This window comes from Arthrobacter sp. E44, assembly GCF_041877125.1.
Lineage (GTDB): Bacteria > Actinomycetota > Actinomycetes > Actinomycetales > Micrococcaceae > Arthrobacter.
On record NZ_JBHDJA010000001.1, the window covers coordinates 260842 to 286342 of the forward strand.

The 25501-nt window shown below is 62.8% G+C and carries 23 protein-coding genes and 1 other RNA gene; 18 read left to right on the forward strand and 6 right to left on the reverse strand.

What is annotated here, in order from left to right; translation table 11 throughout:
- Nucleotides 1-552: 552 nt before the first annotated feature.
- The gene (locus tag ACETK3_RS01130; RefSeq protein WP_236798881.1) at nt 553-2784 is read right to left on the reverse strand and encodes a hypothetical protein; all 2232 of its coding nucleotides are present in this window, start codon (nt 2782-2784) and stop codon (nt 553-555) included.
- 523 nt (nt 2785-3307) lie between these two features.
- On the opposite strand from ACETK3_RS01130, the gene ACETK3_RS01135 reads away from it, so the two are divergent.
- The 13 genes from ACETK3_RS01135 to ssrA all read left to right on the forward strand — a co-directional run bounded on the left by ACETK3_RS01135 (nt 3308) and on the right by ssrA (nt 13688).
- Nucleotides 3308-4531, forward strand: coding sequence for a CpaF family protein (locus tag ACETK3_RS01135; RefSeq protein ID WP_236820048.1), 1224 nt, complete (start codon nt 3308-3310; stop codon nt 4529-4531).
- Nucleotides 4528-5385: a type II secretion system F family protein gene (locus tag ACETK3_RS01140; RefSeq protein ID WP_236798871.1), complete on the forward strand. Its 858-nt coding sequence runs from the start codon at nt 4528-4530 to the stop codon at nt 5383-5385. Before ACETK3_RS01135 ends, ACETK3_RS01140 begins: the two co-directional genes overlap by 4 nt.
- Nucleotides 5382-6323: a type II secretion system F family protein gene (locus ACETK3_RS01145; RefSeq protein ID WP_236820046.1), complete on the forward strand. Its 942-nt coding sequence runs from the start codon at nt 5382-5384 to the stop codon at nt 6321-6323. Before ACETK3_RS01140 ends, ACETK3_RS01145 begins: the two co-directional genes overlap by 4 nt.
- A 74-nt stretch (nt 6324-6397) precedes the next feature.
- Complete coding sequence (locus tag ACETK3_RS01150) at nt 6398-6694, forward strand: hypothetical protein (protein ID WP_236798869.1); 297 nt, start codon at nt 6398-6400, stop codon at nt 6692-6694.
- A gap of 3 nt (nt 6695-6697) precedes the next feature.
- Nucleotides 6698-7114 carry a TadE family protein gene (locus ACETK3_RS01155; RefSeq protein ID WP_236820044.1) on the forward strand — a complete coding sequence of 139 codons (417 nt, stop codon included), beginning with the start codon at nt 6698-6700 and terminating at the stop codon, nt 7112-7114.
- Nucleotides 7115-7256: 142 nt separating this feature from the next.
- Nucleotides 7257-7682: a hypothetical protein gene (locus tag ACETK3_RS01160; RefSeq protein ID WP_236820042.1), complete on the forward strand. Its 426-nt coding sequence runs from the start codon at nt 7257-7259 to the stop codon at nt 7680-7682.
- The gene (locus ACETK3_RS01165; RefSeq protein WP_236820040.1) at nt 7679-8125 is read left to right on the forward strand and encodes a pilus assembly protein TadG-related protein; all 447 of its coding nucleotides are present in this window, start codon (nt 7679-7681) and stop codon (nt 8123-8125) included. Before ACETK3_RS01160 ends, ACETK3_RS01165 begins: the two co-directional genes overlap by 4 nt.
- Before the next feature lie 95 nt (nt 8126-8220).
- Complete coding sequence (gene prfB / locus ACETK3_RS01170; RefSeq protein WP_236798865.1) at nt 8221-9336, forward strand: peptide chain release factor 2; 1116 nt, start codon at nt 8221-8223, stop codon at nt 9334-9336.
- A 187-nt stretch (nt 9337-9523) separates the two neighbouring features.
- Nucleotides 9524-10312, forward strand: a complete 789-nt coding sequence (ftsE, locus tag ACETK3_RS01175; protein WP_236798864.1) for a cell division ATP-binding protein FtsE — start codon at nt 9524-9526, stop codon at nt 10310-10312.
- Complete coding sequence (gene ftsX / locus ACETK3_RS01180; RefSeq protein ID WP_236798863.1) at nt 10309-11223, forward strand: permease-like cell division protein FtsX; 915 nt, start codon at nt 10309-10311, stop codon at nt 11221-11223. Before ftsE ends, ftsX begins: the two co-directional genes overlap by 4 nt.
- Before the next feature lie 27 nt (nt 11224-11250).
- Complete coding sequence (locus ACETK3_RS01185; RefSeq protein ID WP_236798862.1) at nt 11251-12690, forward strand: M23 family metallopeptidase; 1440 nt, start codon at nt 11251-11253, stop codon at nt 12688-12690.
- Between the two features lie 82 nt (nt 12691-12772).
- Nucleotides 12773-13246, forward strand: a complete 474-nt coding sequence (gene smpB, locus ACETK3_RS01190; protein WP_373992382.1) for an SsrA-binding protein SmpB — start codon at nt 12773-12775, stop codon at nt 13244-13246.
- A 73-nt stretch (nt 13247-13319) separates the two neighbouring features.
- Nucleotides 13320-13688: a transfer-messenger RNA gene (gene ssrA, locus ACETK3_RS01195) on the forward strand.
- A 37-nt stretch (nt 13689-13725) separates the two neighbouring features.
- Here ssrA and ACETK3_RS01200 read toward each other — a convergent pair.
- Nucleotides 13726-13875, reverse strand: a complete 150-nt coding sequence (locus tag ACETK3_RS01200; protein ID WP_237428512.1) for a hypothetical protein — start codon at nt 13873-13875, stop codon at nt 13726-13728.
- A gap of 83 nt (nt 13876-13958) precedes the next feature.
- Entirely contained in the window at nt 13959-16106 is a 2148-nt protein-coding gene (locus ACETK3_RS01205) for an acyltransferase family protein (RefSeq protein WP_373992383.1), read from the reverse strand.
- Between the two features lie 292 nt (nt 16107-16398).
- Here ACETK3_RS01205 and ACETK3_RS01210 point away from each other — a divergent pair, with 292 nt between their 5' ends.
- Genes ACETK3_RS01210 through ACETK3_RS01220 form a run of 3 tightly spaced genes read left to right on the forward strand, consistent with a single transcriptional unit; the run spans nt 16399 to nt 21128 of the window.
- A complete protein-coding gene (locus ACETK3_RS01210; RefSeq protein ID WP_237428510.1) occupies nt 16399-16863 on the forward strand; it encodes a pyridoxamine 5'-phosphate oxidase family protein in 465 nt (154 codons plus the stop codon).
- A 57-nt stretch (nt 16864-16920) separates the two neighbouring features.
- Nucleotides 16921-20106, forward strand: a complete 3186-nt coding sequence (locus ACETK3_RS01215; protein WP_237428509.1) for an HAD-IA family hydrolase — start codon at nt 16921-16923, stop codon at nt 20104-20106.
- Complete coding sequence (locus ACETK3_RS01220) at nt 20103-21128, forward strand: ATP-dependent 6-phosphofructokinase (protein ID WP_236798857.1); 1026 nt, start codon at nt 20103-20105, stop codon at nt 21126-21128. The genes ACETK3_RS01215 and ACETK3_RS01220 overlap by 4 nt, the downstream gene beginning before the upstream one ends.
- Nucleotides 21129-21165: 37 nt before the next feature.
- On the opposite strand, the gene ACETK3_RS01225 is transcribed toward ACETK3_RS01220, so the two are convergent.
- Both ACETK3_RS01225 and ACETK3_RS01230 read right to left on the reverse strand, forming a co-directional pair.
- Nucleotides 21166-22185, reverse strand: a complete 1020-nt coding sequence (locus tag ACETK3_RS01225) for a zinc-dependent alcohol dehydrogenase family protein (protein WP_373992384.1) — start codon at nt 22183-22185, stop codon at nt 21166-21168.
- A gap of 49 nt (nt 22186-22234) precedes the next feature.
- Nucleotides 22235-22705 (reverse strand): pyridoxamine 5'-phosphate oxidase family protein, encoded by a 471-nt coding sequence (locus ACETK3_RS01230; RefSeq protein ID WP_237428508.1) that lies wholly within the window; start codon nt 22703-22705, stop codon nt 22235-22237.
- A gap of 150 nt (nt 22706-22855) precedes the next feature.
- Here ACETK3_RS01230 and ACETK3_RS01235 point away from each other — a divergent pair, with 150 nt between their 5' ends.
- Both ACETK3_RS01235 and ACETK3_RS01240 read left to right on the forward strand, forming a co-directional pair.
- The gene (locus ACETK3_RS01235) at nt 22856-23791 is read left to right on the forward strand and encodes a hypothetical protein (protein WP_373992385.1); all 936 of its coding nucleotides are present in this window, start codon (nt 22856-22858) and stop codon (nt 23789-23791) included.
- Between the two features lie 11 nt (nt 23792-23802).
- Entirely contained in the window at nt 23803-24858 is a 1056-nt protein-coding gene (locus tag ACETK3_RS01240) for a zinc-dependent alcohol dehydrogenase family protein (RefSeq protein WP_373992386.1), read from the forward strand.
- Nucleotides 24859-24915: 57 nt separating this feature from the next.
- Here the strand turns inward: ACETK3_RS01240 and ACETK3_RS01245 are convergent, their stop codons facing one another.
- Nucleotides 24916-25380 (reverse strand): pyridoxamine 5'-phosphate oxidase family protein, encoded by a 465-nt coding sequence (locus ACETK3_RS01245; protein ID WP_373992387.1) that lies wholly within the window; start codon nt 25378-25380, stop codon nt 24916-24918.
- Nucleotides 25381-25501 lie beyond the last annotated feature (121 nt).

The following is a 25501-nucleotide window of genomic DNA, read 5'->3' on the forward strand; positions in this document are numbered from 1 at the left end:
CGCCGGGGCCGCGCTGGCTGCGGGCGAAGAGGCGGGGACTGAGGCCTCGGGTGACGGGGCGGGAGACGACGAAGGGGCGGTCCCAGCAGCTGTCCCGCTTATTGATGGTGAAGGAGTAGGCGAAGGATTGGAGTCCACCGCGAAAGCTGCACCGCTAATGCCGGGACCCAGCGTCAGCGAGCAGGCAAGGACGAGCACCCCTAAGGGTTTCAGGGCCAGGCGACGGGACTGAGACAGGTTCCGCTTCATTTTTTGCTCCGGAGAAATTGCGACGCTCCCCCGAGCGCCCTTTGGATACTGCTCAGGCGATTTCCCCCAGGAAGTCCCCTGATAGTGCTATTTCGTTAAATAACGCGCTCACCATAGCATCCTGTTACTACTGGGACCAGTGTTGTGCAGGTTGCAGCTGTGAAGACCGCGGAAGTCCCGGGGGTAGGCCGCCGGCTACAAGTTGTCTAAAGCAGGAGCACAAAGACGTCGGGGGAAAGGCGTCCTGCCCTTCCCCCGACGTCTTATTTCATGCCCTATCCTGCCAAGGCAGGAGGTTTCGTGCTAACCCCCGAGGAAGTAGCCGCTGACATCGCTCACCAGCTGCACAGTCCCCCCGGTGGAGCTGTTCCTAAGGCTCACCTTGCCGTCGGAACCCACCGGAACCACCACCAAGTTCGGCACTGTTTGGCTCTTGCCGAAGTTGACGTTGGAGGCGTTCGGTACAGCCTGCCCGGACGGGTATGCGGTGATGAAACCGTTGGAGGTAGGTTCTGTCACCGTCAGGTTGAAGACCACACCTGCAACAGAGGCAGGAATGCCCGAGGCGCCGGCTACCTGGAACGTAGCCGAGGTGTTGGTCGCAACGGGCCCGGTGGAAAGGCGTGTGTCGAGGAACCGGGACGGTCCTACCGGCACAAAAGCTCCAGCCGCGGTGGGTGTCCCGGCAATGTAGTAGCCAAAGACGTCAGCCACAAGTTGTGCTGAGCCGTTGGAGTTGTTTGTGAGGTTCACTTTGCCGTCAGCGCCCACTGGCACGGTGACCAGGTTGGGTACGGTCTGGTTCGGCGCATAGTTGACGTTCGAGGCATTGGGTGCAGCGCCGCCGGAAGGATAGGCGGTGATGAACCCATCGGATTGCGGCTGGGTGACCGTCAGGTTGAACACCACCGCGGAAACCTTGTCCGGGATGCCGGAGCTGCCGCCTACCTGGAAGGACATCGTGGCATGGGCCGCAACAGGGGAGGAGGACCGGGTATCCAGCAACCGCGAGGGTCCGACCGGGACAAGTGCGCCGGGTACAGCCGGGGTACCTCCGAGGTAGTACCCGCTGACGTCAGCTACCAACTGGGTTGCACCGGTGGAGGAGTTCTTGAGCGTTACCTTGCCGTCGCTACCCACTGGCACAGTTACCAGGTTCGGCACAGTCTGGCCTTTCCCATAGTTCACATTCGACGTCGCAGGAGCGCTTGTGAGTGAGGGGTAGGCCGAAATGAATCCGTTCGCCTCCGGTTCTGTCACGGTCAGGTTGAACACGACTGACGAGACGTTCGCCGGAATCCCTGAGGCACCGGCCACCTGGAAGGACACGGTACCTCCAGGTCCCACTTTTGAGGATGTCCTCGTATCCAGGAACCGCTTTGGCGTGACCGGAACGAATGTTCCCGGTGCCGTGGCCGTCTTGCCGCCAGCAACAGGCAGATCGGCGAACCAGTAGCGCTTGGCCACGTCATCGGTGGCCAGAGCCACGATGCCCGTGGTGCTGTTGACCGGTTGCTTACTGGTGCTCACGTTGTTCATGTTCAGTGAAGAGCCATCCTGGATAACAGGAGTCCCACGGCCGGATGCAAAGACAGGATTGTCCATGTCGGCGGTCTTTTGGTAGATGGCGCCCGAAACGCCGGTGTACGGGCAGCCACTGGCTGACGTCGCCGGCCCCGTCTGGAACGCGTGCACCTTGTTGTTTTCAGGATCAAGCACGATTTGTGGCCGGGTTTCGCAGTCAGCCAGCGTGGAGATGGTGGACCGTGAGAAGGACCCTGTACCAGGCTTGAAAACCAGAAGCTGCAGCTGCGGAAGCGTCTTGTCCGTGGCAGTTTCATCGAGGCTTGTCTTAACGGCGGCGAATACCCGGCCAGCGCTGTCCGCTTGCAGGGACTTGAGGTTGAGGTGGTCGTCTGCGATGCCCTTCCCCTGCACTGCGGGCTGGGCCTTCCAGGAGCCGGCCGACTGGCCATCCGTGTGGGTAGCCCACCAAACAGAACCTGTGGACTGGTCGGACCACATCACCCCGATCTGCTTCTTGCCAAACGCCACAACGGCGGAAATATCATCCGGCGTGGGGTGCACGTTGTTAACAGGGAGGACCGCGGGCGTGCCCCAGTTCGTGCCACCGGCCGCGGAACTGTTGACCATCACGCTGTTGGTGTATCCCGCAGTTGCGTCACCTGTGACGTGGGTCCACGTAGCCCAAATGGCCCCCGTGCTGTCCTTGTCGATGGTCATCGTTTCACTGCTGTCAGTGGTGATGGTAGTGGGGAACCCGGAGTCCAGCGTGTACTTCCCGTTTGCATAGCTGTACCGGTAGAGCCTGGCAGGTTGGTTGGGTAGAGAAGCAACTGGAGCGTTCTCGGTTGATGTTGTGACGACATGGGAGGCGACGTACAGGTGCGTGCCGTCCCATAGGGTGTCTGCAAGTGTGTTGGTTCGGCTGTCTATGGCAACCCCGGTGTCAACCCACTTTTCTGCGGTGCGATCAAGCTTGTAGATTCGCCATCCGCTTCCAGTGGTCCACATGTCAGCCCACCAGGAGCCATCGTTCCACCAGAGCTTGCTCTGAGGCTTCTCTTCCGTGGCTGCCTGCCCAGACCCGGTATATGTCACGCTGGGAAAACCATACGTTGGGGCCGGCGCAGCCACTGTTGGGGCTGCCGCGCCGGCTGGCGCCCCAAATACTGTTGCCAGCCCAGAGACAACAAGAACTGTTGCCAGTCCTTGGCCCAGGGCGCGCGTCATGCGTCTCTTCACGATTCTCCTAACAATCAGCCCCAACGCTGCTGCGTCCAGGTCCCTAAGGAAGCTGGTGCCCCCGCTCACCATTAATCCCTCCTGCAACACTTGGCACACGGGTAGTGAGTACTCCACTTGGAGAGGGCTGCCTACCGGTCCACGGGGCCAAGGTACTCAGGGTACTGATCGTTCTGCATTGTTCGGTTTGTCCACAGCCTTGTCATTTGACTTGTTGTGGCAGGACCGGCTCCTTAGGCTGGACCTCAGTCGCACTGCCTCCGCCGGGGGCGGCAGTTGTATGGGGGAACATATGGACGCGCTGGGAATAGTCGAGGACGAAGTCCGCGAGCTCATTCGCCGCCGCGGGCTGGACCCGCTCAGGCAGGCAGGCGAGGTCCGTCGATTGGTCGAAGCCGCAGTCACTGACTACGACGAACGGGCCCTCATGGGACCTCTTCCGCCCCTTGGCCCTCTTGACGCAGCGCGTCGGTTCCTTTTCGACGCCGTCGCAGGGTTCGGCGTACTTCAACCCCTCCTCGATGATCCATCGATTGAAGAGATCTGGCTCAACGCCCCCAATGAAATCTATGTCGCACGCAACGGCGAGTCAGAGCTGACGTCGCTCAGCCTTTCCGAGCAGCAGGTGCGGGATCTGGTGGAACGCATGCTCAAAAGCTCCGGCAGAAGGCTGGATATGTCGTCGCCCTTTGTGGATGCAGCGCTGCCCGACGGCTCCAGGCTCCATGTTGTCATTCCGGACGTCACGCGCCGCCACTGGGCCGTGAACATTCGTAAATTTGTCGTAAAAGCCAGCCGTCTTGAACATCTTGTGGAGTTGGGAACCCTGACCCCACAAGCTGCGCGCTTTCTTGGCGCGGCAGTTTCCAGCGGCCTCAACATCCTCGTTTCCGGGGCAACGCAGGCAGGCAAGACAACCATGCTGAACTGCTTGGCGGCCAGCATCGGAAGTCGGGAGCGCGTCATCACCGTCGAGGAAATCTTCGAGCTTCAGTTCCCCCTCAGGGACGTCGTAGGCCTGCAGTGCAGGCAGCCGAACCTCGAAGGTGAGGGCGAAATTCCACTTCGCCGACTAGTGAAGGAGGCTCTGCGCATGCGCCCGGACCGTTTGGTGGTGGGGGAGGTGCGGGAAGCTGAGAGCCTGGACATGCTGATCGCACTCAATAGCGGACTTCCCGGTATGTGTACTGTCCACGCCAACTCGGCACACGATGCAGTAACCAAAATCTGCACCCTTCCTTTGCTCGCGGGGGAGAACATATCCAGTGCGTTCGTGGTCCCCACCGTTGCATCGTGCATAGACCTAGTGGTGCACTGCAGCCGGCACGCCGATGGGCGGCGGCAAGTAACCCAAGTCCTGTCATTGGGACGCCGCGTGGAAAACGGCATTATCGAATCCTCATTGGTCTTCGCCATGGAAAACGGGGTCCTGCAGCCCCGGGCAAACGCTATGCCTGCAGCGGAGAAGCTTTCGAAGGCAGGGTACGACGTCGCCGCGCTGCTGGATCCGCGATGATCGCGGCCCTGGTGGGAACTACGGCGGGGGTTGGCTTCTTCCTCATTTGGTGGTCCTGTTGGCAAACGCCTGACTCTGCAAAGCGGGAGCGCAAGCCGGGCCGGCTGGCAGACCTGCTCGTCGGCGCCGGAGTGGATAAAGTCTCACCCCGCGGTTTGGTTGGGACTTGCCTTGGGCTCGGGGCATTTGTGGCCCTGGTCTTCTATGGTCTCAGCCGTTCCTGGCCCATCGCCTGCTGCTTCGGCCTTTTCGGCGGGTGGCTGCCAATCACCCTTCTGCGGTGGCGCGCTAAAAAGAGGACGGCCATGCTGCGTCAACTGTGGCCTGACGTTGTTGACCACCTCCGATCCGCAATCCGTGCAGGCCTGCCGCTGCCTGAGGCGCTTATCCAGCTTGGAGACAAAGGGCCCGAGGAACTGCGGCCGCTCTTCCGGGAGTTTGGGGCTGACTACCGGGCCGGTGGCCAATTCGATGGTTCGCTGAACAAGCTGAAACAGCGGCTCGCCGACCCCGTGGCTGACCGGATTATCGAAGCACTCCGGCTGACGCGGGAAGTGGGCGGCTCAGACCTGGGAAAACTCCTGGGGACCCTGGCAGAGTTCCTGAGGGAAAATGCCCGGACCCGCAGTGAACTTGAGGCACGCCAGTCGTGGACCATAAATGCCGCCCGCCTCGCAGTTGCTGCGCCCTGGATCGTCATGATTCTGCTGGCGACCAGACCGGAAGCGATACAGGCCTACAACACGCCCCTGGGCGCCGCCGTGCTGCTTGGTGGGCTGGTGGTCTCGCTGGTTTGCTACACCGTGATGTTGAAGATCGGGGCCCTGCCGCAGGACGAAAGGGTGCTGCGTTGACGAGTCTTTCCCCCGCCGCCGTAATCTGCGGAATTGCCCTGGGCTTCGGCTTGTGGCTCGTTATCTTCCGGTCTCCTCCCATGCGCCCCATAACGTTGTCTGAGCGGATTGAGCCCCAGCTGAAGTCCCAGAACCTGGAATCGCGGCTTCTGCGCAGTGGGGAGCAGAATCTAACGCCGTTCGGACCGCTTGAACGGATTCTCCGGCCGGTTTTCCGGGACTGGCTCACCACCTTGGGGAAGCTCAATCCCGCACCCGGGGCCACGGGACGTCGGCTCGCGCAGGCGGGATTGGACAAATCGCCGCTTGATTTCCGTGCAGAACAATTGCTGTGGGCGGCGGCCGGGTTTGGCGTCTCTCTGATCGTCGTCCTGGTCGGAGCAGCCGCCGGTAGGTTCAGCCCGGTCTTTGCGGCCGCAGTGGTTATCGGCAGTGCCGCAGCAGGTTTCGTACTGCGGGACTACTGGCTGGGCGCCCAAGTCCGCCGGCGGGAAACACGGATGATGGCAGAGTTTCCCAGCCTGGCCGAATTGATGGCCCTTGCTGTTGGCGCGGGGGAGAGCGCAACAGGCGCTTTGGATCGTGTGTGCAGGAGTGCCAACGGTGAGCTGTCCAAAGAGTTCTCGAAAATCCTCGCAGAGACAAGAGCCGGCAAGCCCTTGGTTGTGGCCCTGCAGGAGTTTTCTGCACGCACCGACCTTGCACCGCTGGTCAGGTTCGTCGACGGGATCATCGTGGCGGTGGAAAGAGGAACACCTTTGGCCGACGTGCTTCGCGCACAGGCGCAGGACGTACGCGACTCAGCCAAGCGCGATCTGATGGAAGCTGCCGGGAAAAAGGAGATCGCAATGATGGTGCCCTTGGTTTTCGGGGTGCTTCCCCTAACCGTCGTATTCGCGGTATTTCCCGGCCTCGCCGCCATCAACCTGGGCTTCTGATGGCTGCCAAAACCAAAGGCCCGCACTTCAGCAACAACTGCATGCCCCGTCAAGGAAACAGGAATAGGACCAAGATGAAAACCATGGAAACCCGCTTCGTGATGCTGCTTCTTGGCCTTGCGGCTTTGCTCCAGTTGCAGGTGACCCGGAGGGGCCGCCCGCAGCCGCTTCGCGCCGCGCAGGGCCGCCACGGACAGGATAACGACGAATTGTCCGTAGCGAACCCCAGCGATGATCCTGAACGCGGCGACGTTCCGGGCTGGGTGATGATAACCCTGATGTCCGCTGTCCTGGTTGCCGCCCTGCTGGCGCTTGCAGGCCCAGCACTGGAGGCGATGTTCAACCAGGCAATGGACAAGGTGGGAAACTGAACCATGGAGGTGTCCGCTCCCGGTCCGGCGGTGCAGCCGGACTTGTCCCGCCCCGGGGAGCGGGGTTCGGCCGTGGTGGACTTTGTCCTGGTAGGCGGGCTGCTGACAATGTTCTTTCTGGCGATCGTCCAGTTGACCCTGGTACTGCATGTCCGGAATACGCTCATAGATGCGGCTGCATCAGGGGCACGGTATGGAACCCTTGCTGACCGCACCGCCTCGGACGCCGAGGAACGAACCCGCAGCCTCATAAGCATGGCCTTGAACAAAGGTTTTGCAGAGCAGGTCAGTAGCGAGGAAGTAAGCGTGCAAGGTATGCGGACACTGGAGGTGACGGTCAGGTCTCCAATGCCCGTCATCGGCCTGATAGGACCGCGGGACATGCTGGAGGTGAAAGGTCATGCCGCCATCCAGCCCTGATCGGTCCCGCTCTACGTCACTGGACGGGGCCAACGTACAGTTTGGTTCCAGTCTCCGCCTGCGCCTCCAGGCGCGCCTGGCTGAGACACTCTGCTTCAAAAGCGACCGGGACTGTGAGTCGGATCAAACATCCAAAGGGCCTGTGTACCGGCAGCGGCGTTCCAGTGAACAGGGAAGCGCGGTAGTCGAGTTCACCTTCCTTGCACTCCTGCTGATGGTCCCGCTCGTGTACTTCGTAATCACGGTTGGCCAAATCCAGGGAGGATCGTTTGCGGTGGTGGGCGCCGCAGACCAGGCAGCGAAGGTGTTTGTCGCCCAGCCCGATTCCTCCACGGCCCAGGCAACAGCGGAGCGGGCGGTGGCTCTTGCCCTTTCCGACTTCGGGCACCAGCCGGACCGCGCCACCATGACCACCACCTGCAATCCCGCCGACTGCCAGGCGGCGGGCACTGCGGTAACCGTGACCGTCAGGCTGGGCGTGCCCCTGCCGTTCGTGCCGTTTGCCGAAGGGTTGTCCGCAACGGAGGTAGAAGCATCTTCTACCCAGCTCGTCGGTCGGTACCGGTGAAACGCAGGGAACCGGATGAAAGCGGACAGCTGATGGTGATGATCCTCGGCTACGTGCTCCTGGCGCTTTTAGTGGCGACCGTGGTCATCGGCATAACCGCGGTGTACCTGGAGCACAAGCGTCTCCTGTCCTTGGCGGATGCGGCGTCCCTGGCTGCGGCCGACAGCTACACACTGGGGGAAGTCTCAGCAGAGGGGGGAAGCCCATCCGCTGTCCTCAACCCCGCCCGGGTCCGAAATGTGGCCGCCGATTTCGTCGCCAGGAGCCCCGCCTCGCAGCGGTTTTCCAGCCTTGCTGTCACCGGGGCAACGGGCACGCCGGACGGTTCCACTGCCGTCGTGGTCCTCACTGCCTCCGTCCACCCGCCCGTAGTGAACTTCCTGGTTCCTGACGGCATCCGCATCGAGGCGACATCAACCGCGCGTTCGCGGCTGACCCGCTGACGCGTTGGCCGGCTGGCCGTCGCGACGACGGGCCACTGAACCGGCTCACGGGCCGGGCCGGGCGGTATGCCCCGATAGCGTAGGCTTAAACCACCATGGCCAATATTGATTTTTCCGCTGAAATCCGCGCGCTCCGCGCCACCTACGAGTCCATTGAACGCGTTTCCGACGTGGAGGCACTCAAGGAGGACATCGCAGAACTCAGCGAGCGGGCAGGGGAGCCCGACCTTTGGGACGATCCCGCGGCCGCACAGAAAATCACCTCGCGGCTCTCCCACCGACAGTCGGAACTGGAACGCCTCACCAATCTTGCGGCCCGGATCGACGATCTGGAAGTACTGGTTGAGCTCGGGCAGGACGAGGACGACGCCGACTCGATGGGGGAGGCCGCGGCCGAACTTGAGTCCATTAAGAAGGCCCTCAAGGACCTGGAAGTCGTGACACTGCTCTCGGGTGAGTACGACGAGCGCGAAGCCGTGGTTTCCATTCGCGCGGGCGCAGGAGGCGTTGATGCCGCAGACTTTGCCGAGATGCTCATGCGCATGTACCTCCGCTGGGCGGAACGGCACGGCTACCCCACAACCGTCATGGATACTTCCTACGCGGAAGAGGCTGGACTCAAGTCCGCCACTTTCGAGGTGAAGGCGCCCTACGCGTACGGGACCCTGAGCGTGGAAGCCGGGACCCACCGCCTCGTCAGGATCAGCCCCTTTGATAACCAGGGCCGCCGGCAGACCTCCTTCGCTGCTGTTGAAGTCATTCCGCTGATCGAACAGACCGACTCGATCGACATCCCCGACAACGAAATCAGGGTGGACGTCTTCCGTTCATCCGGCCCTGGCGGCCAGTCGGTGAACACGACCGACTCCGCTGTCCGCCTTACCCATATCCCGACGGGCACCGTGGTGTCCATGCAGAATGAAAAGTCCCAGCTGCAGAACCGTGCAGCTGCCATGCGCGTGCTGCAGTCCCGCCTCCTGCTTTTGAAGAAGGAGCAGGAGGATGCGGAAAAGAAGGCGCTGGCCGGGGACGTCAAGGCATCCTGGGGTGACCAGATGCGCTCCTACGTCCTGAACCCGTACCAAATGGTGAAGGACCTGCGGACCGAGCACGAGGTGGGCAATACCGCGGCAGTGTTCGACGGTGAAATTGATGACTTCATCGACGCCGGCATCCGCTGGCGAACAGACAACCGGAACGCCGAAAAGTAGCCCTCACTCCAAGGTCCGGGGACCGCTGATCCGGCGACACGCCCCTGGAAGCCCGGCCAACCGCCGGACGTTTTGCGTATAGTCAAGGGGCCGGGGCCCTACTTTCCCCAAACGAAAACCCGTGCACCGGCTGCAGAACTGGGCTGCATCTGAAGAATCAGCCATGCCCTGCAGGGTACTTAGGGCCATGATCCGATTCGAAAATGTCACCAAGGTATACGACCAGAAAGCCCGTCCGGCGCTGGATTCGGTCACCCTTGAGATTGACCGCGGCGAATTCGCCTTCCTTGTCGGCGCCTCCGGTTCCGGAAAGTCGACGTTCCTCCGGCTCGTTCTGAAGGAAGACCGCGCCACCTCCGGTGCTGTCTATGTCGCCGGCCAGAACGTGGCCAAGATTTCCAGCTGGCGCGTTCCGCGCCTTCGCCGGGGCATCGGCGTCGTCTTCCAGGACTTCCGCCTCCTGCCGCAGAAGAATGTGTTCGCCAACGTAGCGTTCGCCATGCAGGTCATCGGCAAGAGCCGCAGCGTTATCCGCGACACCGTCCCCGAGGTCCTCAAAACGGTAGGGCTTGAGGGCAAGGAACACCGCATGCCGCACGAGCTTTCCGGCGGCGAGCAGCAGCGCGTCGCCATCGCCCGAGCCGTGGTCAACCGGCCCGGGATCCTCCTCGCTGACGAACCCACCGGAAACCTGGACCCCACCACCTCCATGGGCATTATGGGCGTGCTGGACAAGATCAACCAGAACGGAACCACCGTGGTGATGGCCACGCACGATGACGACATCGTCAACGAGATGCGCAAGCGGGTGGTCGAGCTCAAAAACGGCGTTGTGATCCGCGACGAAGCCAAGGCCCTGTACACATCGATGATTCCGGTCGTCGGCCAGTCCCGCCGCCTGAAGGACGCCAGCGGCAGGGAAACGCCCGACGGCGGCCTGCCGGGTAACGGTGCCGAAGGCGAGGCCCAGCGATGAGGCTCGCGTTCATCCTGTCCGAGATCGGCAGCGGTCTGCGCCGCAACCTTTCCATGGTGGTCTCGGTCATCCTGGTGACGTTCGTGTCCCTTACCTTCGTGGGCGCCGCCGGCATGCTGCAGATGCAGATCAACCAGATGAAAGGCTACTGGTACGACAAAGTCCAGGTGGCCATCTTCCTGTGCAGTGAAGGTTCGACGGCGCCGGGCTGCGCGTCCGGGCCTGTCACCCCTGAGCAGCAACAGGGCCTCAACGCTCTCCTGGAGTCCCCGGCTGTGGCGCAGTACATCAACGACTTCCAGTTTGAGTCCAAGGATGAGGCCTACAAGCACTTCAAGGACCAGTTCTCCAATTCGCCCATCGTCGATTCCGTGACGCCGGACCAGCTGCCGGCATCGTTCCGGATCAACATGAAGGATCCACAGAAGTACCAGATCATCAGCGAGACGTTCTCGTCCCAGCCGGGCGTGGAAACGGTCATTGACCAGCGCCAGCTGCTCGAACGCCTGTTCTCGGTGATGAACGGCGCCTCCTTGGTGGCAGTGGGCATCGCAGGTGTCATGATCGTCTGCGCCATCCTGCTGATCGCCACCACCATCAGGCTCTCCGCCTTCAGCCGACGCCGGGAAACCGGAATCATGCGGCTCGTGGGAGCCTCAAAAACGGTGATCCAGCTGCCGTTCATCCTGGAAGGCGTCATCGCAGCAGTGATCGGTGCTGCCCTGGCCTCGGGCACCCTGTGGGCGGTGGCGCAGTTCTTCCTCGGCGACTACATGTCGCGGCAATACCCCGATACGGCCTTCATCTCATCCGGCCAGACCCTGATCCTCGCTCCGGCGCTGCTGGTCCTTGGCGGATCCTTGGCAGGAATTTCGTCTCTCTTGACCTTACGTAGATATTTGCGCGTTTAGGCTGTGCACACCGACCAAGGAATGCCCATGAACCTGATTGATCAACCCTTGCCCCGTCCTCGGCACAGCCGAGGGCGGACCGCCGGACGCCGTTTGGGGGTCATCAGCGGTGTGCTCACCATTCTGCTGTCCGCGGGGATGGCCGTTGCGACGCCCGTCGCCTTCGCCGACGACCTCGAGGACCGCAAAGCTGCGCTCGAAGCAGAAGCCGCACGCGTGCAGGCTTCCCTCGAATTTGTCGATTCCCGGATTGCAAAGGCCGCCGGGGACCTGGTGATTTACCAGGGCCAGCTTCCGGGTGCCCAGCAGGCGCTGCTCGACGCGCAGGGTCGCGTGGCCAGCGCGGTGAAGGAATCGGAGGCACTGGCCGCGCGTGTGGACATGGCCCAGCAGAACAAGGCGAAGATCACCCAGCAGCTTGAAACGGACAAGCAGAAGATCGCCGATACCAAGAAACTGATCGGCCAGATTGCCACGCAAGCCTACAAATCCGGCGGCGTTCCCTCCAACCTGTCGCTGTTCTTCGGCTCCAACAGCGGCAGCAGCCTGACTGAAACCATGGACCTGGCTGACCAGGCCATGCGCAGCCAGAACGCGGCCATGGACAAGCTCAACCAGCAGAACGCCACCAACGTAAACTCTGAAGCCCGCCTTCAGGCCGTGGAAGTGGAAATCAAGGACCTCAAGGCCAAAGCCGACGCCGCTCTGGAACGGGAAAAGGCGGCGCGTGACGAAGCTGCGGCGAAGAAGGCGCAGGTAGACCAACTAATTGCGGATACCACGCGCCTTGACGCTGAGCTCCAGGCCGCCAAGCCCGGAATTCAGGCCAAACTTGCCGGTGTCCAAGCCAACCAGAACCAAGTTGCCAACGAAATCGCAGAACGTGACCGAAAAGCCCGGGAGGCGTGGGAAGCGGAGCAGCGCCGGCAGGCAGAGGCTGCTGCTGCAGCTGCCGCCGCTGCAGCAGCCGCAGCCGCGGCAGCGAACCGCCCGGCGCCGCCCGTTCAGCCGTATGTACCGCCCGCGGTAGGGTCGCCGTCGGCCTTTGGCCTCCGCCACCCGTTCGACGGCAGCATCCCCATCACCTCAGGCTTTGGCTACCGCACAACTCCGCCGGGAACGATCGACTTCTACGGCACCGGCGGCTATATGCACACGGGAATCGACTTCGGTGCCGCCTGTGGCACCCCCGTGTACGCGGCGGCGGCCGGGGAAGTCTTTAGCTCCGGCTGGAACTCCGCCGACGGTGGCGGGTGGCGCGTCAAGATTGATCATGGCCTGGTGCAGGGGAACACCCTGACCACCATCTATTACCACAACTCCAGCATCGTCGTCTCGAATGGGCAGCGCGTCTCCCAAGGCCAGCTCATTGCCTACTCCGGCAGCACCGGTAACTCCACCGGCTGCCACGCCCACTTCGAAACATGGCTCAACGGCAAGGCTGTAGATCCCATGGGGCTGCTGTAGGGGAGAACACCCCTGCCGTAGACTGGGATAGCTCTGCGCCGCCAGGCGGGGAGCTGCCAACTTGAACTTGAGGAGTTTTCCCGTGCCTAAAGAAAGTGGCCGTAAGGTGGTGGCCACCAACCGCAAGGCCCGGCACGATTACCATGTGCTGGACACCTACGAGGCCGGCATCGCGTTGATGGGCACCGAAGTGAAGTCCCTGCGCGAGGGCCATGCCTCCATGGTGGACGGATTCTGCACGTTCTATAACAACGAGCTGTGGATGGAAGCCATCCACATTCCGGAGTACAACCAGGGCAGCTGGACCAATCACGCTGCACGCCGCCGCCGTAAGCTGCTGCTGCACCGCGAGGAGCTCATCAAGATCTCCCGCAAGGTCCAGGAAGCCGGCTACACCATCGTTCCGCTGCAGCTCTACTTTGTGGACGGCCGCGCCAAGGTGGAAATCGCCGTGGCCCGCGGTAAACGCGAGTACGACAAGCGGCAGACGCTGCGGGAGCAGCAGGACAATCGCGAGGCGCAGCGTGAGATGCGCGAACGCAACCGTCGCCGGTAGGAATTATTTCGCCGGGGTATGCGTTAGTATGGATAGTCCGGCAGGCTTGCCAGCCGGTTTGGTAACAAAATACGGGGATGATCGGTTTCGACGGTGTTAGTCGCGACAGGTGAAGCGGGCCGAGGATGCAGAATTATCTCGTAAACGCTTTCTGCAAACCAATAAGTGCCGAATCTAAGCGCACTGACTTCGCTCTCGCTGCCTAAGCAGTAAGACAGTCCGTCAGCCCGGGGTTGCTATCGCCCCGGATCCTGGCGTCATTTAGATAGCCACTGCTGTTTGCTCCCGTCATCGGAGTAAACGGGACTTTTAGATGACTGGGCCCGGATCAGCCAGCTGTTTGCAGCATGGCTGGGGCCGAGAAAATCCGACGCAAACTGCGCCCGGAGAAGCCCTGACAACACGACATCGGACGGGGGTTCAATTCCCCCCATCTCCACCCAATGGTGACTCGAGCCATCCTTCACGGATGAGTCGAGTCATCGGTAGCACCCCGGTCTTCGGACCGGGGTGTTTTTCTTTGCCCTGTTTTTCTGGGCTGGCGGTTCCTTGGCGCGGTCGATGGTGAGTTCGCGGATGATCCCGCCGGTGGTGGCGTCGCTGATGGTGACGTCGTTGTGGACGAGCATCCGCACATGTTTGCGGGCGTCGGCGCAACCGATGCCGATGTGGCGAGCACCCCGGTCAACTGGCCGGGGTGCCGTAGGAGGACTTATTGCTGGGCCTCGTTAAACCTCTGAGCCAGCACGGGCACGAGGGAGCGGATGTAGCTGCGTGCCGCATGGTCATAATCGGCGTAAACCTGGAGGCCACCTATCACTGCATAGCAGCTGCGGTCGTCACAGAACTGATCGGACAGGTCGAGGACTTTCACATTAGGTTTGCCGATGCGGTGGGCGGCATCAGCGACAGGGTCCGGCAGCAAAGCCTCGGCCCGCGCGTTTGCGCAGCTAATCGGGTGTTGCTGGTTGAGCGCGACGCAGTCCGGGCTGCTGTGCCGCAGGGTCAGCGGGGGATCCCGGAAGACGAAGACCCGTGAACCGGCGTCAGTCCATTCTCTGAATCGCTTGGTTACCGCATCGTTGTACTGGTCAAGCTGGGAGCGGCCGGTGCCGTCATCTATGCTTTCGCCGGCTCCAAATGATGAAACGAAAACCATGTCGGGCTTTTCCCGGACAATTCGGTCCGTAACCTGCTGACTCCACGACAAGCATCGCAGTTGCGAGTGAGGATCGGTGGCTGGGTCTCCCATGAAGGCGACTCGCTTTACATCCACAAATGGACAGCCGCCGACCATGGACTCCTTTAGCTTCCACTTGTGAAGCTTTGCAAGCTCGTATAACGCGCCTTTCCATTGCTCCGCGTGCGAGTCACCGATCAGCCATACGGTTGCTGCGGATTGCGCGCCCCCGGTGAAATCGCAGTCCGTCAGGATCTTCTGGTCTTCGAAGACTATGGGGTCAGCTGCAGGGTGACATTCGGGAGCGTCAAAACGTGGTGCTTCATTCGGACCCACATTTGCGACTTGGGCAGCCCCGAACGGATCGCTGCAATTGTTTTTCGGGTCCAGGCTGCGCGCCCCGTAACAGGGCCCTCCGGAGAGTGACTGAAGCTTCGCAGTTTCGGCTTCCTGGGCCTTGCCAAAGCTCAGCAGGAGACCGCCGCCAAGGGCGCAGACAAATGCCATAGTCGCTGCCATATATCGGACGACGTGAACTGGTTTGGCCGCGCGCAGGAGTTTAGTGCGGCCCGGGTCTTCAACAAGTTTCTTGGAAACATAGGCCAGCGCAATGGCGAGGACCAGTACAAGTATTTTGTCCTTGGTCCACAGGGAGTGGCCCAAAAGTGCCGGGGCCAAAACGATCAGTGGCCAGTGCCACAGATAAAGGGAATAGGACACGTCACCCACCAGCTGGATGGGCTTGACGGCGAAAATCCGGTTAGGGGACCAGAACGGGCTGTTGGGTCCGGAGGCGATCACGAGCGCAGTGCCGACGACGGGGACTGCCGCAGCGATACCAGGGAAATACGTCTGCTCGTTGTAGGAAAACGCGGAATACGCTATCAAACAGTATCCGAGCCATTGTGCCGCGCCGGACACAGACAGATGATAACTCGGCAGCCGCAGACGTAAAGCCGCCAATGCTTGGGGGCCACCGATCGCAATCAGGGCTCCCGCGCCGAACTCCCATACACGGGCAGGCGTGACAAAGTAGGCCGGGCTCTTGTTTGTGTATGTGAACCAGATACAAAAAGCCCAGGCCAGGGCGCTGACGACAGTAACACCCAGCGCGAGAAACACCCGCCGGCGGACACGGAGCCGGGCCGCAGCGAAGAACAGCCCAAGAAGGAGCAGCGGCCAGAGCAGATAGAACTGCTCCTCCACTGACAAGGACCAAAAGTGCTGCACGGTCGACGCGACTTCGTTATGCGCAGAGTAATCCACGGACTTGGCCGCCAGGACCCAGTTTTCAACGTAGAGAACGGACGCCATTGTTTCCTGTGCGATTGAGACCCAGCGAGAGAAAGGCAGCAGGGCCCACGCGGCCAATAGCGAAATTACGGCGACAAGGGTTGCGGCCGGAAGCAATCTCCTGATCCGCCGTGAATAGAACTTCCCGAGGTCGATCCGGTTCGAGCGCTCCAGTTCCCCAAGCAAGTGCTTGGTAATCAGGTATCCCGAAATCACGAAGAAGACGTCGACGCCGACATAACCACCTGGAAGTCTTAGTGGCCACAGGTGATTGAGCACCACGAGTCCGACGGCCAAGGCGCGAAGGGCCTGAATGTCCTTGCGGGTAGCGCTGGCCGCTTCTGTCCGCCGCACGTCAGCCCTGGATAGCAAGACCTGTCCGGTCACACGTACTCCTCAATTTTTCTGTCAAGTGAATGCAAGCCCTGCCCCCTCGACGCCGACACCTGTTTACGACCGGTGCTCGTTTCACGCGCGACGTGCAGTCGATAAAGCCAAGAAAAGGGCCCGATTTTGACCAGGTAAGGGAAGAGAATTACCCGGTTGTACTTTAGCACCGGGCATGGCGCGAATTGCTGCTGGCTATATGCACCGGGAGTCCGCGCCGAAATGTGGCCTGCACCCGGGCCGGGCCGAAATGCTCTAGTACTCCGGGCCGCCGCCCCGCTATCTTCGGAGCATGCACAACGACGCGCTGCAAACGCCTACCGAAGTCCTGGATGCAGGAACGTGCTGGGACCTCCTCCGGGGCGTGTCCGTCGGACACCTGGCCGTACTGGTGGACGGGTATCCGGAAGTCTTCCCGGTCAATTACAAGGTGGATCAACAGTCAGTTGTTTTCCGCACCGGGGAAGGTACCAAACTGCGCGCAGCCGGGGGACCGCTAGCCGTCGCGCTTGAAGCCGACGGCCATGACGCATCCAAGGCATGGAGCGTGCTGGTCAAGGGCAGAGCGGTCACCCTGGAGCCCTCAGAGGAACTCCTGGCGGGGGCCGGGCTGACACTTTTCCCTTGGCAGGCTGGCGAAAAGGATCACTTCGTCCGAATCGTCCCCACCTCCGTCAGCGGACGGCGCTTCACCATCACATCCCCGCTTACGTGGTGGAACCATGTGGGACACGCGGCACGCAGGGACACTGCTTAGTCGGCGCCGGGCCCATCGGCCCTTTCCGGAACCCGGGCTTGCTGGTACCACTTACCTATGATCGGGTCGCCCACCGCCGCTGCCGCCAAACCACCATTCGACGCCGTCATTTTCGACCTCGACGGGGTGGTCACCAACACGGCGCTGGTCCACCAGGCAGCATGGAAAGACGCGTTTGAGCGGATCCTGCATGACCCCAGGGTTCCGGCGGACGCCAACCGTGCCCCCCTCAGCAGGGCTGACTACCTCACCTTCATTGACGGGATGCCGCGTGAGGAAGGGGTGGTGCGGTTCCTCGCCGCCCGCGGAGTCAAGGTTGAAAAGGGGAAAGAGACCGACGAGGCCGGAGCCTGGACCGGATTCGGCCTGGGGGCCTGGAAGAACGAATACTTCCTGCAGCACCTCCGCGATGACGGCGTCCAGAGCTACCCCGGAACACTGGAACTGCTGCAACGGCTTGCGGGCGCGGCGGTGCCAACCGCCGTGGTCACCTCAAGCCGGAACGCCTCGCTGGTCCTGCAAGCGGCAGGCATCCATGATTTGTTCCAGGCAGTGATGGACGGAACGACGGCGGCCGGGCTGGGTCTGCGCGGAAAGCCGGCACCGGACGTTTTTCTTGAGGCCGCATCACGGCTGGGGGTGGCTCCGGCACACGCCGTGGTGGTGGAGGATTCGGCGGCGGGGGTCGAGGCCGGCCGGCGCGGCGGCTTCGGCCTCGTGGTGGGAATCGACCGCACCGGGAACCGCCGCCAGCTCGAAGCGGCCGGTGCCGGAATCGTCCTCAACGACGTGGGAGAGCTGGACCTGGGACAAGTCATCGGCAACGCATGGCACCTCGTCTACGAAGGTTTCGACGCCGCGCACGAGGGGCACCGGGAAGCGCTGACCACGATGGGCAACGGTTACATGGGCGTGCGGGGAGCGGCACCCGAGGGCGGACCCTTCAGCTACGCGGGGATGTATCTTGCGGGCGTTTACAACCGGGTCCTCGCCAAGGCCGCCGGCGAGACGCTGCTGGAAGAACACATGGTTAACGCACCCGATTGCCTGCCGCTTGATTTGCGCCTGTCCGGCCAGCCGTGGTGGTCGGAAGGCGGAATGACCGTCATCCGCGAGCGCCGTGTCCTGGACCTTAGAAAGGCGTTGCTCGAACGGAGGCTGCTGTTGGAGGGCGCAGACCACCGGCGCCTGGAAGTGGTGCAGACCCGCTTTGCATCCATGGCAGAACCCCACCTGCTTGTCCTTGAAACGGTGATTACTGCGCTGGGCTGGAGAGGTGACCTGGAAGTCCGCAGCGGCATAAATGCCGCCGTGCGCAACGCCAACCTGCCTGAACACGCCCAGGGCTCCGACACCCATCTCGCTGACATGACTGCCCCGCGTGGCTCCAGCCTGGAGCTGCCTTCCGACGGAACCTCCGTCGTCGAAGTGGAAACCACGCAAAGCCTGATCCGCATCGCCGCAGCCTATCGGACATCCCTGTCCCAGGCGGCGAAAGGAAGCGAGGGCGGCAGGAAAGGCGCGTTCCATTTCCATACCCTGCTGCTTTCCCTTGAGGCAGGCGCGACGGCGCGGATCACCAAGACAGTGGCCGTGGTGACGTCCCGCGACCGTGCTATCTCCTCCCCGGCGACTGAGGCCAGGGCCGTGCTCGGGCGCGCAGGCGGTGACTATGATGCGTTGCTGGCGGCGCACGAGGATGCCTGGCGGCGCGAAGTCCGGCCGTTTTTGGTGGACATCGATGCTCCGGTCCAGGTGAAACTGGTTCTTAACCTGCACATCTTCCATTTGTTGCAGACATTGACCCACCACACGGCCGAACTCGACGCCGGCGTCACCGCGCGCGGCCTGCATGGCGAAGGCTACCGCGGCCACGTCTTTTGGGATGAGCTGTTCGTCCTGCCGGTGCTCACCTCAAGGACGCCCGACATTGCCCGCTCCGTGCTCGATTACCGGTGGCGGCGGCTTCCCGCTGCCCGGCATGCTGCAGTGATGGCGGGACTGGAAGGAGCCAAGTTCCCATGGCAGAGCGGCAGTGACGGGACCGAGGAGACGCCAAAATGGCTGTACAACGAAAGGTCCGGAAGGTGGGTGAAGGACCACTCGCATCTGCAGGTCCACTCGGGGCTGGCCGTTGCCTTCAACGCCTGGCAGTACTTCCAGGCCACTGGGAACAAGATTTGGCTCCTCCAAAAGGGGGCCGAGCTGGTGATCGAGGTTGCCAGGTTCTTCCGATCCCTGGCCTGCTACGACGAGCAGGGCGGCCGGTACCACCTGCGCGGCGTGGTGGGACCGGACGAATACCACACGGGGTACCCTGGCCGGGACAAACCAGGCCTGGACGATAATGCCTACACCAACGTCATGGCCGCGTGGGTCTGCGCCCAGGCGGCGGGCATCATGTCCTTCCTCCATGGCAGCGAGCGTGCCGGGCTCATGGAACGCCTCGGTGTCACCGATGAGGAAACAGCCGGGTGGGCGCACATGGGAAGCGCGATGTACGTCCCCTTTCACAGTGACGGCGTCATCAGCCAGTTCGAAGGCTACGGGGATCTGAAGGAGCTTGATTGGGAGCATTACCGGGACGAGTACGGTGACATTGAACGCCTGGACCTGATCCTGGAAGCCGAGAACGACGCGACCAACTGCTACAAACTGGCAAAACAGGCGGATGTCCTGATGCTGCCGTACCTGCTGGGCCACGAAGGACTGGTCAGCATGCTTCAGCGGCTGCATTACGGGTTCGGGCAGGAACAACTCAACCGGACCATTGAGTACTACCTCGCCAGGACGGCCCATGGCTCCACGCTAAGCAGGGTTGCACACGCATCCGTCCTGGCAGGCCTGGACGCGGACAGGGCCTGGGACAGCTTCCGGGAAGCGCTCGACGCCGATTTGGACGACACCCAGCACGGCACCACCCGCGCGGGGATCCATTTAGGCGCAATGGGCGGCACGATCGACGTGGTGCAGCGCAGCTTCGCGGGCCTGCGGTTCAGCGGGGAGACCATCGTGTTCGCCCCCAACCTGCCCACGGGTCTTCGCGGCGTGGCCTTCGAAGTCCTGTACCGGGGGCACCGGCTTCGGGTGCATCTCAAGGATGGGCGGATGAGCATCGCCTCCGCCCCTGGCGACGCCGGCCCCATCAAGGTGCATGTGTACGGCACCGACGTTGTCCTGCCTCCCGGCCGGACCCGGCACTTCCCGTTGCCTGCCCGGGCCCCCGGACTGGCGGCGTCGTGAAACGGCTGGGAATCCTCACCAGTGGTGGTGACTGCCCGGGGGTCAATGCGGTCATCCGCGGAGCCGTACTGGGCGGGGACGTGGCGCACGGATACGAATTCCTGGGGTTCAGGGACGGATGGCGGGGTGTCCTTGAACAGGACGCCGTTCCTTTGCCCCGGACGAGCGTCCGTGGGATCTCGCGCCTGGGCGGAACCATCCTGGGCACGTCGCGAACCAACCCGCTGGTAGGGAAGGGAATCGATGGCGTGCGGAGCTGTTTTCGGCGCAACGGCCTGGAAGGCCTGATCGCCATCGGGGGAGAGGGGACGCTGGCGGCCGCCCGGGAACTGTGCGCGCAGGACATCAACGTGGTGGGGGTGCCCAAGACCATCGACAACGACCTTGGCGCTACGGACTACACCTTTGGCTTTGACACCGCAGTCCAGACTGCCACGGAAGCCATGGACCGCCTGCGGACCACAGGCGAATCCCATCACCGCTGCATGGTGGCGGAAGTCATGGGCCGCAACGCAGGGTGGATAGCCCTGCATTCCGGGATGGCCTCCGGCGCGCACGCCATCCTCATACCGGAGCATCCCGTATCCCTGGACCAGGTCTGTTCATGGGTGGTATCCGCCCGCGACCGCGGCAGGGCTCCCCTTGTGGTGGTGGCCGAAGCCTTCGCACCCGAGGGGCACCCTGCGCCTTACGCCCCCCGCGGCCTGGATACTTTCGGCAGGCCACGACTGGGAGGCATCGGGCTGCTGCTTGAAGGGGAACTACAGATGAGGACCGGCATCGAAACCCGGGCCACGGTCCTGGGCCACATTCAGCGCGGCGGCGAGCCAACGGCCTTCGACCGTGTCCTTGCCACCCGCCTGGGCCTGGCCGCGGTCGAATCCGCAGCAGCGGGACGGTGGGGCACCATGGTGTCGCTGCGTGGCACGGACATCGTGAATGTCGGCCTGGACGAGGCGCTGGGACAACTGAAAGTGGTGCCCGAGGCGCGCTACAAGGAGGCCGCCGTCCTGTTCGGCTGAGGTGGCGCAGTGACGGGAATCGGGCGGCCTGCAGAAACTATTGCACAGCCTGTTCGGGGCGGACCCGCAGGACCGCCGACCCGGTTATCCTGTCCGCCGCCAGGTCTTCCAGGGCCTTATCGGCAGCGGCAAACGGGTACACCGTGGTGGTGAGGGCCAGGGAAAGCCGGGCTGCGAGGGTCAGGAACTCCTGCCCGTCCCTCCTGGTGTTGGCTGTCACGCTGCGCACCTGCCGTTCAAAAAAGAGCTCCCTGGCGTAATCCAGGGCCGGGATGTCGCTCAGGTGGATGCCCGCGATTGCCAGCGTCCCGCCGCGGTCGAGGGCACGCAGGGCGACGGGAACGAGGTCACCTGCCGGTGCAAACAGGATGGCGGAATCGAGCGGTACCGGCGGTTCGGCGTACGCGTCCCCTGCATACTCCGCTCCCAGGTCCAACGCCAGTGACCGTGCGCCCGGGGACCGGGTCATGACGAACACAGAGGCGCCCTGTTTGAGTGCCAGTTGCGCGGTGATGTGGGCTGAACTGCCAAAGCCGTAGATGCCCAGGCGCCCGCCGACCGGCAGGGCTGCACGTTTCAGGGCGCGGTACCCGATAATTCCGGAACACAGCAACGGCGCAGCTTGTTCGTCGGTAAATGAGGCAGGCAGAGGGTAGGCAAAGTCCTCCGCTACCGTCAGGTGCTCTGCGTAGCCCCCATCCCTGTCCCAGCCGGTAAAGACGGGTGACGAGCAAAGGTTCTCTTCACTTCGGCGGCAGTAGGGGCACCGGCCGCAGGTCCCGCCGAGCCACGCCACGCCAACCCTGTCACCTACCGTGAACCGCGTGCAATCCGCCCCCGTTTCAATAACGACGCCGACTGCTTCGTGGCCTGGCACCACGTGCGGATGCCGCGGTGCCAGGTCTCCTTCAGCGAGGTGGAGGTCTGTCCGGCAGACGCCGCAAACGCTCACTTCCACCAGGAGTTCGCCGGCGGCCGGTCTGGGGGTGGGCCGCTCACCCAGCAGCAGTGGATGGGTGGATATGGGCCCCGGCTGGTTTACCCACCATGCCCGCACAGCGTTCTCCTGTCCGTTGTCCTGCCGGCGTCTCCTGCCCGGCGGCCGCCTATTCGAAGCCGGCGCGGGTTGCGTCGTCCAGCGGGGTTTGCCACAGCAGCGGCGCGTTTACTGTAAAACGCCTCCCCGTGATGGACTCCGGCGTGATGCGGATGAAGTGCTCCTGCCCTACGCCCTGCCAGGGAAACAGGGCACGGCGGATGTCGTCGAGGTCGGGGCCCGTGGGCGTGGTCTCCTGTGCCTTGCCCTTGATAACGACGCTCCAGGCAAGGCCGAACTGCGGGCTGACAGCATCGGCTTCCAGTGCAACCGCGGCATCCGACTGGATTGCCTGCTGCTTGGTGCCGCTGCCGGTGCGGAACACCAGCGTTTGGCCGTCCACCTTGTAGTTGACGGGGAAGACGTCGGGGTGGCCGTCGGCGATGACGGCGAGCCGCCCCACCCCGGTTTGGGAGAGGAGTGTCCAGCATTCCGCCGCGTCAAGGATTTCCGGCGCCGGTACGTTCGTGTTGTCAGTCATAGGCCACAGCGTAGGCAACTCTCCTGCTTGCGGAAAGGGCATAAAGGCCTGGCATGGAAGGAAGGACCTATGGCCCTTGGAGGCCGGCCAGGGCGAATGCGACGCTGTGGGAGACCCCCGGGAACCTGACTCTTCCTGCGAAAGGTGGCCATGCTGACGCATCTGTTCCTCAACCGCCTGCTCTGGGCTGTTGCCGGACTGCTGGCGCTGGGCGCTGCAGCAACAGGAATATTGCGAATGGAAATCTATGACGGCGTGGTCGCCCCAAGGCTTGTGCCCGGGGCGTACTCCCAGGACCTGCTCTCCCTGGGGGCGGGGCTCGGTCTGCTGTACCTGGCATATGCAGCCGGGCCGCAAAGGACCAAGCACCAAATTGTGGCCCTTGGGCTCCTCGGCTACCTCTTCTACGCCTACGGAATCTACGTCATCGAGCGGACTTACAACGGCTTCTACCTGCTGTACATGGCCGTCTTCGCACTGTCTTTTTGGGCGCTGGCCACGGCCGGAGCCAGCCTGGACCGCGCAAACCCGTCGGTATCCCTGCCCCGCGCGGTGAGGATTACGTCGGCTTCGGGTGCCATTCTTCAGCCCCTGATTTTCTATCCCCTCTGGATCGGGATGCTCCTGCCCCTCATGGCGACGGGCGATCAAATCGACTCCCTCTACTCAATCTTCATCCTGGACCTTTGCTTCATCATGCCCGGGTTCCTGATCCTGTCCTTCCTGGCATACCGGAACCACCGGACAGGGTTGCTGCTCCTGCCGGCCCTGCAGGTTCTGGGCTTCACGCTCATCTTCTCCCTGGCGGTGGGCGAACTGGTCAAGCCCCTGTTCGGGGCAGCACCGGACGGGGCCGCACTCCTGCAGGCGCTTGCACTCTCGGCGCTGTTCCTGGTGCTGGCAACCGTGCACCTGGCCAAACTCCGGACCGTATGGACACCGGGGGAACGCCTTGCGGGCCGCAAGCCCGGCGAAACGCATCCCGCCGAAAGCCAACACACACAAACGCCACCCGCCTCAACGCAGCCACCGCATCGCCAGCCATCCCAAACCGGCAGGCGGCCGCAAAGCCGGCCCTCACATTAAGGAATTAGCCCATGAAAGCCCTCGTCTACGGCGGACCCGGCGAAAAGTCCTGGACCGACGTCCCCGATCCCCGCATCCAGCAACCCGGCGACGCCATCGTCAAAATCGATACCACCACCATCTGCGGTACCGACTTGCACATCCTCAAAGGTGACGTACCCGCCGTGCAGAAGGGCCGGATCCTGGGCCACGAGGGAGTGGGGACCGTCGTGGAAACCGGCCCCTCCGTGACGGGCCTGAAAGCCAACGATCGCGTCATCATCTCGTGCATCAAGTCCTGCGGCCACTGCATCAACTGCAAGACAGGCCTGTACTCGCACTGCCTGGGAGCAGAAGGCCAGCAAGGCACCGGATGGATCTTTGGCCACCTGATCGACGGTACCCAGGCCGAGTACGTCCGCGTGCCCTACGCCGAGAACTCGCTGCACCTGTTGCCTCCCGGCGTCAGCGACGAACAAGCAGTCATGCTCTCGGACATCCTTCCCACCGGATTCGAAATAGGTGTCCAGTACGGCCGGGTCAAGCCCGGGGACAGCGTGGCTGTGGTGGGTGCAGGGCCGGTGGGCCTGGCGGCGATCACCACGGCAGGACTGTATGGCGCCGCCACCGTGGTGGCCATTGACCTGGACGCCAACCGCCTCCACAAAGCAAAGGAGTTCGGGGCGACGGACACGGTCCTCTCCGGCAGCGCTGATTGGAAGGAACAGGTCCTTGCCCTCACAGGCGGCTACGGCGTCGACGTGGCCATCGAAGCGGTGGGCGTGCCCGCAACGTTCGCTATGTGCACCGAGATTGTCCGGCCGGGCGGTTCGGTGGCCAACGTGGGGGTGCACGGAAAACCGGTGGAACTGCACCTCGAGGATCTTTGGATCCAGAACATCAACATCAGCATGGGCCTGGTGAATACCAACACCACGCCCATGCTGCTCAAGCTGGTGTCACAGGGAAAGATCCGTGCGGAAAAGTTCGCCACCCATCATTTTGGCTTCGATCAGTTCCTCGATGCCTACGACACCTTCTCCCGCGCTGCCGAAACCAAAGCGCTCAAAGTGGTCCTCAAGCCCTGAAGCGTCCAGCTAAACGGGAGCATCCGGTCCAAAGCGGGCCGAACCGAAAGCCAGTTCCTACAACCAGTCGGCGGAAAAATCCACTGGAGGCCACCACCGCGTCCGTGACCTTACCGCGAACCTGCGCCCGGTGAGGTCCGTGGGCGTGAGGGCCACCAGGTGGTCCTTGATACCGGGCTGCCACGGTTCCCGGTCGGCGTCACCGTCCGGGAGGGACATCCGGGTTTCGTCGAAGGGTTCCGGCCTGCCCTTCGCCACCACGCTCCAGACTTCCGTGGCATAGGGATTGAGCCCGTCCACCTCGAAGGCGGCAACTGCACCGCTGAGCAGCGCGCGGAGCTTCGTGCCCGGTGCGGTGCGGAAGACCAGCGTTTCCCCAGTCACGGAGAAATTCACGGGAAAGATCTCCGGAACGTCACCGTTGATGACCGCCAGCCTGCCGATGTAGGACGACCGAAGATACTTCCAGCACTCATCGGCGGGCAGGATTTCTGTTTGAGATCCTGCAGGGGAATCAGTCATGGTACCGATCCTAGGGCCTGGACAGCAGCCGCGCACGGGTGGCGGTTCACCCAAGGCGTAGCGAAGCCGGGACTGGAGATGCGCCGGCCGTCGTTTTCTTCTATAAGGCCCCAACAGGGCA

Bases quoted from the DNA above. Each gene is read 5' to 3' on its own strand.
- ACETK3_RS01130 (WP_236798881.1), bottom strand. From the start codon at position 2,784: ATGTGGACCACTGGAAGCGGATGGCGAATCTACAAGCTTGATCGCACC.
- ACETK3_RS01135 (WP_236820048.1), top strand. From the start codon at position 3,308: ATGGACGCGCTGGGAATAGTCGAGGACGAAGTCCGCGAGCTCATTCGC.
- ACETK3_RS01140 (WP_236798871.1), top strand. From the start codon at position 4,528: ATGATCGCGGCCCTGGTGGGAACTACGGCGGGGGTTGGCTTCTTCCTC.
- ACETK3_RS01150 (WP_236798869.1), top strand. From the start codon at position 6,398: ATGAAAACCATGGAAACCCGCTTCGTGATGCTGCTTCTTGGCCTTGCG.
- ACETK3_RS01155 (WP_236820044.1), top strand. From the start codon at position 6,698: ATGGAGGTGTCCGCTCCCGGTCCGGCGGTGCAGCCGGACTTGTCCCGC.
- prfB (WP_236798865.1), top strand. From the start codon at position 8,221: ATGGCCAATATTGATTTTTCCGCTGAAATCCGCGCGCTCCGCGCCACC.
- ftsE (WP_236798864.1), top strand. From the start codon at position 9,524: ATGATCCGATTCGAAAATGTCACCAAGGTATACGACCAGAAAGCCCGT.
- ftsX (WP_236798863.1), top strand. From the start codon at position 10,309: ATGAGGCTCGCGTTCATCCTGTCCGAGATCGGCAGCGGTCTGCGCCGC.
- ACETK3_RS01185 (WP_236798862.1), top strand. From the start codon at position 11,251: ATGAACCTGATTGATCAACCCTTGCCCCGTCCTCGGCACAGCCGAGGG.
- ACETK3_RS01200 (WP_237428512.1), bottom strand. From the start codon at position 13,875: ATGCTCGTCCACAACGACGTCACCATCAGCGACGCCACCACCGGCGGG.
- ACETK3_RS01210 (WP_237428510.1), top strand. From the start codon at position 16,399: ATGCACAACGACGCGCTGCAAACGCCTACCGAAGTCCTGGATGCAGGA.
- ACETK3_RS01215 (WP_237428509.1), top strand. From the start codon at position 16,921: ATGATCGGGTCGCCCACCGCCGCTGCCGCCAAACCACCATTCGACGCC.
- ACETK3_RS01230 (WP_237428508.1), bottom strand. From the start codon at position 22,705: ATGACTGACAACACGAACGTACCGGCGCCGGAAATCCTTGACGCGGCG.
- ACETK3_RS01235 (WP_373992385.1), top strand. From the start codon at position 22,856: ATGCTGACGCATCTGTTCCTCAACCGCCTGCTCTGGGCTGTTGCCGGA.
- ACETK3_RS01240 (WP_373992386.1), top strand. From the start codon at position 23,803: ATGAAAGCCCTCGTCTACGGCGGACCCGGCGAAAAGTCCTGGACCGAC.
- ACETK3_RS01245 (WP_373992387.1), bottom strand. From the start codon at position 25,380: ATGACTGATTCCCCTGCAGGATCTCAAACAGAAATCCTGCCCGCCGAT.